Below are 12789 nucleotides of genomic sequence, written 5' to 3' on the forward strand. Positions count from 1 at the left end.
AGTGCTGGCGTGAAATATCTTTTAGGGGTGCTGACTATATTTAATTTTTAAATGGCTAAATCCATCAAATCAAGGTACAATTCAAGGTGCAATCTTGATTGCTGTTGTCATCATTTTTATCCCTTAAATATTCAAAAAGCCATGTTCCAAATCATCCAATCTAACGATACCGACACACTTGTCGATCAGCTCATCGAGTTTTATCAAAAAAACGACCAATATGGCAGTCTATCAGAGGCGATTTTTAGTCCTTTTACTGTCATTGTGCCATCTATGGTGCTTGGGAATTGGCTGACCAAAGAAGTTGCCATGCGAGCAGGGATTAGTACGCTTTTAATAGCACAGTTTTGGGGGCAATATCAATGGCGTATGATTGATAAGGTGCTGGGTATTGATGCAAAAAATAATGAGCATGATGCAGTAGCGGTGCCTGAGGTGGCGGTATTGTCTGCTTCGGTCATGCGTTGGCGACTTTTTGGCTTTTTAAATGAGACATCAGCCCAACTGCTTGAGCAGATTATTGATGATGAAACGCATGTACTACATTTGTTATTCAAGCCGTTGTCAGATAAGGTAGAAGATGGTTATGTCTTAGAACCGAAGCGTCTATGGCAGGCGTGTGATGAGCTTTCTAAAGTATATGTTCGCTATCTGACCCATCGCCCTGAGTGGCTACACGCTTGGTCATTTGGTCTAGATTTGCCTGTATCGGTTGAAGAGATGATTCGTCAAAAAGATAAATTTGGCGATGAATTCGGTCAAGATGATGAGACGCCGTCTTGGTTATTGGAACATTATGAATCACTAGAGCGATTGCTCCGGTTTTTATGGCAGACATTATTTTTTGAGGTGTATGAGTACCGTGAGATGCTTGAGAGGCGTTTTTGGGCGGTGCTTGATGGTGAACGAGGTGAAGCGACAAGACAGCAGGCAATCAATGCTCTACCCAAAGATTTGTATTTGTTTACCGTGCAACAGATGCCCCAAGTGGAATTGTTGTTCTTAAAGCGGTTATCGCTTGTCATCAATGTGCACTTGTTGCATTTTAACCCATCAAGAATGTTTTGGGCGGATATTGTTGATAAAAACTGGCTGATGACTCAAAAGATCATCAGGCCGAATGCTGTTTATTTAAAAGACTATGGTCATGGGTTGTTATCCAGACTGGGCAAGGAATCTCGTGAGACTTTTGCCATGTTGGCAGATATGTCTGGAGGCGAGTTTTATTATCAAGGCATAAATAATAGCGATATCAATGATGTCAACAAGAGTCAGCAAGATGATGTTTTTTTGGTTGATTGGCAAGATAGATTTATTCCACATACAGGCAAAGGGATTTTAAGTGGGCTAAAACAAGACATTCTTATGTTGGGTGAGGGCGATGGTAGCGTGGCGATGGACGAGATGTTGTCTGTTTTGGGCAGTAAAACCCATCAAAAACCCACCATGACCTTAACAGAACAATCCAATTACGCCTTACCTGAGCTTAGCATTCATGCTTGTCATAGCCTAAAGCGACAGCTTGAAATTGCTCGAACGATGATTGCTAAATATCTGAATACCGAGTATGCCGATGGCAAAAGACAGCTGTCGGATGTGGTGATTTTATTGCCTGATGTTGATGTGGCTCAAAATGTCATTCATTCGGTATTTCCTGAAGGGGTGGGTATTGATGGCATGCGATTGCCGGTTAAAATTACAGGCATCACTGACCGCAGTATTGATGAGCTGATGACAGCATTGACCGGCTTTTATCGCCTGCTTGGAGCAAAAGATGCTCGCTTTTATGCTGAAGAGTTTTATGAATGGCTGATGAATCCTGCTGTATATGAGAACTTTAGCCTAAGTTTTGATGAGGCGTATCGAGCCAGAGAGTTGCTCGGTCTGGCAGGCTTTAAGAGGGGTTTTAATGCCGAGCACCTAAGCCAAACTCTGCACGATGAAGACACCGACTATCGCTACACTTTTAGTTATGCACTTGATCGTATTGTCATGGGTTTTATTGCACCAGATGCTCAGCACGCAAGTGATGTGCTATACCCCTTTGATTGGCAAAATGTTCATACATCAGAGGCAACTTTGCCATTGGGTGGTATCGGTCTTGATGATGAGCCTATCGTTTCGGCATTGTGCCGTATGTACGAAGCATTGGGTAAATTTGGCAATGACTACCAAAAAGTGGATACCGCTCAAGCATGGTTACATAAGATAGAAAGTGAGGTTATTGATACTTATTTTTCTGCCATCAAGCAAAGCGTACAGATGCGATCCATATTTGATGCAAAAAATGCCATGCTCTCAAGCCTAAGAGCAAATACCAACTATCACAAACGCACGCATCATCAAGGAGTGTATGTCTTACAAGATGACATTCGATTAAGTCTGGAGTTTGTGCTTGATAGTCTGACTGCAGCGGTGGGTATGCAGACAATCTCAGCTGAGCCATCTGGAGTGATTACGGTGGCAAGGTTTGGGGCGTTAAGAAACATTCCTTTTGGGTTGACCATCATGCTTGGCATGGACTTATCTGCCTTTCCAAGACAAGATAGGAATACTCGACTGGATTTGATGAAAGCAGGGCTTAAGCGTCGTGGCGACCGTACGAACGAAGATGATGACAATGGGGCGTTTTTGGATGCATTGCTTTGCACCAAAGATGCCTGTGCTATTTTTTATAACGGCATGAGTCCTGATGGTAGCACGGTGCTCTTGCCTGCATCACCTGTAGGGGAGTTGATTGAGTTTCTCAAATCAGAGGTATATTGGCAAGTAGATGATGTGGCAGATGAGGCATTGATGGCACTCGGCGGTATGTTGCCAGAGTTGATAGCACGGCATCTGGTTACTTATCATCATGCCATGAATTTTGAACAGGGGGTGTTTTATCAAGCAAAAGATGTTGAGGCTGATGATGATTTTCAGGCGTATCTAAATAAACTGATTGATGCACAAAAGCATGAACAAAGGCGACATTTGCCACCTGCACCGATTTGGCAAAAGGTACGCCGTGTGATTGATGAATATCAAGAAGGGTCGGCAACAACGCTTGTTGCACTGCCAACAGATGATGAGATGCGATACATTACTGATGTCTTGATGGATAATCTGGCAATGGATAAACAAAATAATGCAAGGGGTCAGTCTGTTGATGAACTGCTTGATAAGTATCGCATTGAAGTGCCAAATTATCTAAGCATTAAAAACATGTTATATGTGATTAAATCGCCTGCCAAAGCCTACCTAAAAGGCAAATTTGCCCTAGATGATGAGATGGCAAATGATGAGGCAAATGAACCTTTGTCTCTGGATTATTTGGGTGGCTGGCAACTTCATCAGATGATACTGCAGGCATTTCGGCTAGGGATATTTGATGGCATGCCAATGAATGCAATTAACCCAAAAACTTTATCTGATGTCATCAACAATCAGCAAAACAATGAAATGACACAACTGCACACTGTGCATCATGATGCACTGTTGCCAGCAGGTGCGGTACGAATGAGTGTGCTACAAGATGGGCTTGACTTTGTGGTTGGTCAACTAGAAGCAATGCTTGGCGAGCTTGGCGAAACTCTAAATAGGGCTGCATCGCCAGATGATTGGCAGTACTCAAAGGTGCTAAGTGGATTGGAGGAGCAGACGGTAGCAATGACGCTAGGCTCACATCGCCTAAAACTGATGGCAGATATGCCTAAAACAGATGAAACAGTATGGAAAAATATGTCGGTCAGTCGAGCATCTGCGGAGCGTTTAATAGACTTTTGGCTACACCATCTGCTATGGCAGGTACATCGTCAGACTAATGAAAAAGACGAACAGCTTGGATATGGTAGAAGTATTTGGCGATTCAAAGAAGCGTCCCAACAGTTAAAAGCATTAAAAAATCTGGCAGGTCAGACAACCTATGAACTAAGCCCTGTGCGTGCTGATAAGGCATCTAAACTACTACAAAATTTCATCATCTTTACTCTGCTTGGTTCAAAGCTACCCATCATACTAACCCCAATCAATGCTCTGCTGATGGCAAGGTTGCAGGGTGATACATCAAGCATTGGCAGTGCATGGGTGAATGAGATTTATGCGTTGATGATTGGCGATAGTGACCCAGAGCAGGTGCTGACATCGGCAGGGCAACTAAGTGAGCCATTATACGAGGAGCTATTAAAAAATATTCGAGCATTTGGGGTGAGTGATGAGCAATAAAGTAGAGAATAAACAATCAGCCAACGCAGTAGCGTCCAATGGTCAGGATATGCCACCTGCCATCGCTTGCACCTTAAAAGGAGCATACCTGATAGAAGCATCGGCAGGTACAGGTAAGACTTGGACATTGACGGGTATTATTTTGCGATTGTTCATTGAAGAAAAATACAATGTACAGCGTATGATAGCCACCACTTTCACTCGTGCTGCAGCCGCTGAGATGCAAGAGCGTATCCAAGAACGCTTGACGGTGTTTTATCGCTATCTGTTGTGGTTAAAATCCAGCCAAGAGATGCACGCACACTGGTTTGATGATGCTTTAGCTCTTGATGAGCGAGCCGATGAGTTGGTTGCTACTGCACTGGGGGCGAAGATTGTCGGAGCTGATGACCTCATCAATGTACATCTTATCAAACATCTTTTGGTTGATGGCGTGCCTGCTTTTGATGAGGCGATTCGTCGTGTGGGTCTGCTATTGGCTACTTTGGATAAGCTGTTTGTGGGGACGCTAGACAGCCTTGCTCAAAAATGGCTCAAAGAATTCTCCACAGAGATTGGACATCAGCCCAAAGCAGATATTTTATATGACAGTTCTGATATTAGTATCGCCATCATTCATGATGGTCTTAGGCAGGCACATACTCAGGTAATGAGTCAAAATCCCAAACTGTATGAGATGATCCGCCACGAAAACATATTTGGCGATATTGATCAGGCGTATCAATCAATCCAAGTTGCCATGAATTTTTTTAATGTGCCATTTAATGATGAGGCAACATTGATTGATGATCAGTATGTCGCAAGCCTACAAGAAATGGTGCTGGCGTTCACCAAGCTAGATACATCAGTGGTGGATAAGTTTTGCGACAAAGAGTATCGTGATTCGGTGGGGGTGCGTGCCACGGGCAAACTATTAAAACATTGGCATCGCTTGTTTGAGATTGTGCAGATGATGGCAGAGCATGGTACATCATTTGTTCGCCATCTAGATAAAACGCACACCGATTGGCTGTCTGCTGTTCATGAAGCCTTAGAAAAAGACAATGTGTTTAATAAAAAACATGATGAGAATGCCAAACGACTGCTGATGGGTTTTATTGATAAACATCTAACTGCTTTGGTGTTCATCTATGAGAGTATTTGTCAACTACCCAATCAATACCGTACTCATCTGTACAAAACCCTTGCCCTTGCAGTCCGTGCCAAGACACCGACTTGGCTTGAAAATCAAGCCAAAACGACCTTTACCATTCAGATGCACAGGTTAAATCAGGCTTTGGCAAACAACCCAAGCCTTGCTAAGCATATTCGCCATCATTATCCTGTGATTTTGATTGATGAATCCCAAGATGTCAATGGAGCTCAAGTTGAACTGATCCAGCAGGTATATTTGTCTTATTTGATAAAGCAGTTAAATAAAGACAAGCCATCTTTGGGATTTTTGTTGTTGGTGGGTGATCCCAAGCAGGCGATTTATCGGTTTCGTGGTGGGGATGTCGCCAACTATAATCGCATGAAAAATACGGGCGTGGCGAATGCTCGCTATCCCATCATCAATCAACAGCTGTCTTTGTCTGTCAACCGTCGTTCAAATAAAGCCTTGATTGAGTCATTAAATGCGTGGTTTGATGATGGCAAGGGCGAGCATGGCAATCTTGGTGAGGGTATTTATTATCAGACCATTACTGCCCATAATGAGAGCCAAAGGTTGTCTTGGCAGGCGGATACTCAAGATGAGCGACCAAGCTATCTAGGTAGGCAACCATTAGCCATGTTGCACTTAACTGCTAATGCCCAATCGCCCATCAGTCAGCTATTAGCATGGCATATCAACAGCCTATTACAAGGCGGTCATACCATCAACACACAGGCAGGTGAGCGTGCCATCATGCCAAGCGATATTGCGGTATTAAGCTATAAAAATAAGTGGCTGCTAGCGGTCAAAGAGCATTTAGATGCGTTAAATATCCCAGCCATCGCCGCCCAAGAGACCAATGTCTTTAATACGCAGGCAGGGCGTGATTTATATGCTTTATTAAGTGTGTGTGTGGAGATGAGTAATGTAGAAAAATTAGGTCGGCTATTGACTTCATCTTTTTTTGGCATGAGTCTTGATGAGGCGATGTTAATGCTTGGTGTTGATGATGAAATAGAAGGTCAAGCAAAATCAGAACTACTGATCTATCTGAATCAAGTCTTTGAAAGATGGCTACAGCACAGCGTGGCATCGGCATTGAATTTGGCACTGGCAAAGCATCCATTCATGAAAGACGGTTCGCTATGGCTTAGCGTTGCTAGCTTTGGCGAGCGGTATTTGGCGGATGCGTGGCAGATTTTAGAGCTGATTAGCACCCAAGAACATTTGCAGGCGTTGGCACTCATTGAGTGGTACAAGATGCAGATGTGTGGTGGTGACATACCTGATGCTCATAAACGACTGCCACTACCTAGCGAGTCTGGCGTGAATATGATGACCATTCATAAATCCAAAGGGCTTGAATTCCCTATTGTGTATGTGATTGGGCTTGATGAAGCGGTATCGGAAAATGGGACGCTATTTTATCCTTATACTGATACACAGTTCAATCGCCATTTATCCCCCAAACCCATTGGAAAAGACGGCGTAAATTATCAACAGCTTGATCTAAAAGAAAGTATTGATGAACGCAAGCGGTTGGGTTATGTGGCACTGACTCGAGCATCTGAACAGATGTATGTGGTGGCAAAGGATTTGAGCAAGCGACTACATACACACCAAAGACCGCTGTTTTTATGGTGTGATTGTGCTGACAGTGCTACGCTCTCCTTGCCATCTAGAATGCAAGGCAAGATGGATTGGCTAAGTTTAGAGACTGATGACTATATCACTAAGCCCTATTCGTCCAATGATGTCAATCTTGTTCCTATTGACTATCTGGCATGGCATGAGATCATGCATAAGACGGTGTTTTATGGTGCGGTGCAGACGAGTTTTACAGCACTCATTAGCCAGTTAGATTACAAAACCAAAGAGTTGCTTGCAGTTACGCCAGACCATGATGAGTTGGTGGCTTTGACCGATTTGGAGACAATGGCGGACGAAGAAGCGTGTCATGATGACATTCGCACAACTTTCATGCGTGGTATGCTGGCAGGGGATTTTTTACATCAAGTCTTACAAAAAATAAACACTAAGGGCGAACCACAAGACAAATTATACAATATCAGTCGTGCGATTGATGAGGTGGCAAGGTATCTAGGAGTGCTTGACTATATGAGTCAAGATGCTCAAAGGGCGATGGGTATACCCACTTCTGATAACAAGCATACTTTGCACAGACAGCTTGTGCTATGGATGAATGATGTCATTCATGCACCTTTTGCTGCTTCAGGAGTAAATTTGGTATCTTTGACTGATTCATCAAGCGTAAAAGAAATGGGATTTTTGCTTGGAATAAAAGAGGGCTTTAGCATTGATGAGTTAAATGCTGCTTTTGAAGCATATAGCGATAAACCACTTAGCCTAACCAAAGATGATTCATACCAACCCTTATATCGCTACTTAAAAGGTGGGATTGATTTGGTATATGAGCATGAAGGGCGGTTTTTTGTGGTGGATTATAAATCCAATTTTTTGGGCAATGGCATTCAAGCGTATCATGAGCAGGCATTGTTTGAGTCAATGGATAGGGCAGGCTACTGGCTACAAGCAGCGATTTATCAAGTGGCTTTGCATCGCTTATTAAAGATGCGTGTTAAAGACTATGTGGGCAATGAGCATCGCTATTTGGGTGCGGTGGAATATTTATTTTTGCGTGGTGTGGCTGATGATGAGCGGTTGGGTCGCATGGTGTGGCAAGTGCCGATAGAGTTGGTACGCCGTTTAGACGAGCTGTTTCGGTAATGGCTCTATATTTTAGAGTATTGAAAATAAAAAGTACTAATTGATTGAGAAGACATCATGAATACAATCGCTATTGACCGATATTTAACCGCACGCATTGCCGAAAATGCAAAGTGGTACCGTCATAAGAATCTGCTACAGGCAGATTACATGATTGAAGACATTAAGACACACTTATTTTATGTGATGAGTCTTGCTGGTATGTTATCTTTGTCTGAAGGGCATACGGTGCTAGTTGTGCCAAAACAACAGGGCGGTTGGCGGAGTTTTTTTGAGCCTGTCATGGATTATCTGCTGTCTTGGGTGAAAGATGGGCGGTTCTTGGTGGGTTTTGATGAGATATTTATGCAGATTGATCATCATCAAGATAAGGCAAATCTAAAAGAGATTGTTGGTTGGTATTGTCGTACTTTTCATCGTGCCATTAGCCCAAATATTAAAACGACTTGGACGCTTGACTCAAAAGATGGTCTTGATGGTGTCTTTTTGAGCTTATTAAAGGTTTATTATTTCATCAAGTTTGTTTTGCATGATGACATAAAAGAGCTGTCAAGTTTCATACATGACACGCCTTTTGTTGATGATTATCAAGTAGCTCAATCAAGTCGTCCGCTCATCATCAAAGATACGCAGGAAGAATTTTATCTTTGGTCAAATAGGGTATGGCGTGCTGAACGCATGGTGATGCAACACATCTGGAGAATCTGTACAGTACAGATGACGCCTTTTGATATATCCAATCTGCCATCTACGCTCAACCATGAACAAAGATTGGCGATTGAAACGGTGAGTCGTCAGGCATTTACCATTATTACAGGCGGACCAGGGACGGGCAAGACTTTCACCGTTGCACAGATTGTTCTAGCATTACTCAAACAAAACCCTGATACCGACCTTGCGTTGGCGGCACCGACAGGTAAGGCGGCACAGCGTATGAGCGAATCATTAAAGGCGTCTTTGGCAAGATTTGACATACAAGTGGAGTTACCTGAGCCTAAAACTATTCATCGCTTGCTTGGCATTGGTCGGCATGGTACGCCCAGATATCATGATAATCATACCATGCCACATGACATAATCATCATTGATGAAGCGTCTATGCTTGGGGCGGAGCTGTCTTGTAGTCTGTTGGCGGCAGTCAAGACAGGGGCTAGACTGATTTTACTTGGTGATGCATATCAGTTGGCGGCGGTTGAAGCAGGAGCGGTGTTGGCGGATTTGTGCCGTGTTGATGCCTTGCAAAGTCATCGTGTGCATCTTGTGGAGTCAAAACGCTTTCATGCAGATTCTGATGTGGGCAGACTTGCCAATTTCATCAATAACAGTGCTGATACCATGCAAAAGGGCGAGGAGCTTATCACTCTTATGCAAACGAGTAATCAGCTGTCTTTTGTTAATATTGATGGCAAGTCTCATTACTATGAACAGCTGTCAGATGGTTATGTGGCTTATTTTGAGCAAAGTAAGAGACTGCTTGCACAGTTGCGTCATGATGATGAGCCAAGCAGATATCAAAAGATTCAGGCTCTATTTAATACCCTAGATCAATACCGAATCTTGTGTGCGTCCCACATTGGCGATGCAGGCGATAGTAAAATAAATGAGTTTTTATCAAAAAAACATCGTGGATGGTTAAATACCAAGCCCAGTGCTTCGGCGTGGTATCATGGTCGTGTAGTGATGGTGCAGACCAACCGCTATGACTTGGGTTTATTTAATGGCGATGTTGGGATTTGTTTGTATGATGGTCGTGAGATGGCGGTGTATTTTAATGCAGAGACTCTAAAAAAAGTTGCTATTGGTATGCTAGGTGGTGAGACTGTTACAACCGCTTATGCCATGACGGTGCATAAATCTCAGGGTTCGGAGTTTGATAAAGTGGCAGTGGTATTTGATGATGACAATGCTCGTTTGTTGTCCAAAGAGCTGATTTATACTGCCATCACTCGTGCTAAAATATCAGTTGGTATTTATACGACAAATCAGGCTTTACAGATTGCAGTGAGTACGCCAACAGTACGCACCACAGGGCTTGAGTTACTGTGATTGTAAAAACTTCTTCACGGCGGCAAATTGTCCTTTGGTGGTGTCTTCTTGATACATGGCTTCACGAAAGGCATTAGAATTGGGTATACCGCCTGTATACCAAGCGATGTGTTTTCTGGCAATGCGACAGCCTGAGTACTCCCCATAGAATTGATACAGCTCTTCTAGATGGTTTAGGACGATGTGTTGTAGTTCGTCTATACTGGGTTTGGGTAGGAGTTCACCTGTGCCAAGATAGTGATGAATATCACGAAATATCCAAGGGTTTCCTTGTGCTGCTCGTCCTATCATCACCGCATCTGCACCAGTCATCTCATAGACGGCTTTGGCTTTTTGGGGGCTGTCAATATCGCCATTGACAATAACAGGAATGCTAAGAGTTTGTTTTACTTCTTTAATCAGTTCATAGCGAGCTTGTCCTGTGTAAAAATCTTCTCTTGTGCGACCATGAATGGCAATGGCAGCGACACCAGCAGCTTCGGCAATCTGAGCGATTTTTAGAATATTTTCTTGACCGTTGGCAAAGCCGAGCCGTGTTTTTAGAGTAACAGGTACATCAACAGCATCCACTGCACTCTCAAGCAGAGCTTTGACCAAATTCTCATCTTGAAGTAGAGCGGAACCTGCCAGTTTTTTGCATACTTTTTTGGCAGGACAGCCCATATTGATATCCACGATTTGTGCACCATTTGCCACTTGGAAGCGAGCGGCTTTGGCTAGCTTGTCAGGTTCTGCTCCTGCGATTTGTGCTGAGATGGGGGCGATTTCACTATCAAAATTGGCACGATAAAGCGATTTTTTGCGTGCATAAAGTGCGGTATCAGCGATAATCATCTCACTGACGGCATGACCTGCCCCAAATGATTTGCACAGCCGTCTAAAAGGATTATCGGTAACACCTGCCATAGGTGCTACAATTAGCCTATTAGTGATGGTTTGATTTTTGATGGCAAGTGGGGTGAGTAGGGGGTGTTTGTTCATAAATATTTGATTTTATTGATATTAAATAGAAAATAACGGTAATTTTATCAAAATAAATTTAGTAATTTTGGTGCACCTGATGATTGCTATTGGCTAAAAAATTTGGTATATTTCGGCATATTTTAGCATATTTAGGAATATGATTTACAGCATATTTACGACAGTTTTTAAAAATGATGTAAATATAATTTTGTTGCAAATTGGAGTGGATATGGGAACCATCACAAAACGCAAAACTAAATCTGGGCAAATTAAATACCTTGCCACCGTTCGTATCAATCGCCAAGGTGCTCCTGCATTTTCACAGTCCAAAACTTTCAACAAAGAGATGTTAGCAAAAGAATGGATTAAAAAACTTGAATCGCAGATACAGATTGACCCACGCATTTTATTAACAAAAAAAGCGACAGGGCAAACGCTAGCAGAATATATTAACAGATATATTGAAGAAGTCCAAGACCAGTTCAATGACAAATATGCTGCAAATATGCTGCGTATCGCTGGCTATGACATTGCCAAACAGTCAGTGGCAAACCTAACAAGACAAGACTTTGCTGACTTTGCAATCTCTCGTCGGCGTGGTGATGTTTTTAAAATGATTGATGGGGTATCACCCTCAACAGTGCTACACGATTTGAATAATATCTCGGCGGTACTGACCCATGCTGTGATGGTTTGGGATGAGCCAATCACGCAAGTGCAGATGGAGCTTAAACAGGCGATCTTTGGGTTAAAAAAATCCAGAATCATCACCAAAGCACCTGAGCGAGACCGCCTGCCTACCATGCATGAATTACAGCTCTTGACCAACTTTTTCTATCAAGATTGGTATCGTGGTCGCCAAACAATTCCTATGCATCTCATCATGTGGCTTGCCATTTATACAGGGCGGCGGCAAGGCGAGCTGACGAGTATGCGTTTGGCTGATTTTGACCGCAATCATCATCAATGGCTAATCAGGGATGTTAAAAATCCAGACGGCTCTAAGGGCAATCATAAGTATGCTCATCTAGAGACGCATACTCTGACAGTGATTGAGCTTTTGCTTGATGATAAGGTGAGAAATAGAATGCTTATGCTGGGCTATAATGAAGAGCTTTTGTTGCCGTTAAATACCCAGACAATCTCATCATACTGGGCAAGAGCCTGTAAAATCTTACAAATTGACGATTTAAAATTTCACGACCTGCGGCACGAAGCTGCCACACGCTATGCTGAAGACGGTTATACCATACCCCAGCTGCAGACCATCACTTTGCATGCTTCTTGGAAATCTCTGCAACGCTATGTAAATCTTAAAAAACGGGCTGAGCGACTCGAATGGCATGATGCCTTTGCATTTGCTGGTATGCAGCTTGATAAGCACCTACTATCCCATCAATCAAGCCATGACCCAGCAAAGATCACCATCACACTACCCATCGATGCTGATGTTTTTGAGTATTACCAGCAGCGTGGAAAGCATTGGCAGGATGAGATGAATCAGGTGCTTCGGGCTGCCATGCTTGCTAAAATTGATGATTAGGTGTGCGATAGGGCGGATTTAATCTCATAACCCCTAAACCTCACAATCTCATTCCCAGCCCATTCATTGATGATTTCCAGCCGAGCTTGTAGTGGCATGATTTCATTTCGCCAAAACATTTCAGATGCATCACGAATTGAGCCAAAACCGC

5 protein-coding genes are annotated in these 12789 nt (G+C 43.1%); 4 read left to right on the top strand and 1 reads right to left on the bottom strand.

The features are described 5' to 3' along the window. The first annotated feature begins 141 nt into the window (after positions 1 to 141). The 3 genes from ACERC6_RS02080 to recD are packed head-to-tail and all read left to right on the top strand — an operon-like array spanning position 142 to position 10132. A complete protein-coding gene (locus ACERC6_RS02080) occupies positions 142 to 4203 on the top strand; it encodes an exodeoxyribonuclease V subunit gamma (RefSeq protein WP_373627588.1) in 4062 nt (1353 codons plus the stop codon). Next, complete coding sequence (locus tag ACERC6_RS02085; RefSeq protein ID WP_373627590.1) at positions 4193 to 8086, top strand: UvrD-helicase domain-containing protein; 3894 nt, start codon at positions 4193 to 4195, stop codon at positions 8084 to 8086. Before ACERC6_RS02080 ends, ACERC6_RS02085 begins: the two co-directional genes overlap by 11 nt. Positions 8087 to 8143: 57 nt before the next feature. Continuing rightward, entirely contained in the window at positions 8144 to 10132 is a 1989-nt protein-coding gene (recD, locus tag ACERC6_RS02090) for an exodeoxyribonuclease V subunit alpha (RefSeq protein WP_373627592.1), read from the top strand. Here the strand turns inward: recD and dusB are convergent. Continuing rightward, entirely contained in the window at positions 10124 to 11113 is a 990-nt protein-coding gene (gene dusB / locus ACERC6_RS02095; protein ID WP_373627593.1) for a tRNA dihydrouridine synthase DusB, read from the bottom strand. The two genes, recD and dusB, sit on opposite strands and share 9 nt — an antisense overlap. Positions 11114 to 11324: 211 nt before the next feature. On the opposite strand from dusB, the gene ACERC6_RS02100 reads away from it, so the two are divergent. Then, on the top strand, positions 11325 to 12638 hold the full coding sequence (locus tag ACERC6_RS02100; protein WP_373627595.1) for a tyrosine-type recombinase/integrase: 1314 nt from the start codon (positions 11325 to 11327) through the stop codon (positions 12636 to 12638). Positions 12639 to 12789 lie beyond the last annotated feature (151 nt).

It is taken from the genome of Moraxella sp. E33BD, assembly GCF_041807865.1.
In the GTDB taxonomy this organism is placed as follows: domain Bacteria; phylum Pseudomonadota; class Gammaproteobacteria; order Pseudomonadales; family Moraxellaceae; genus Moraxella; species Moraxella haemolytica.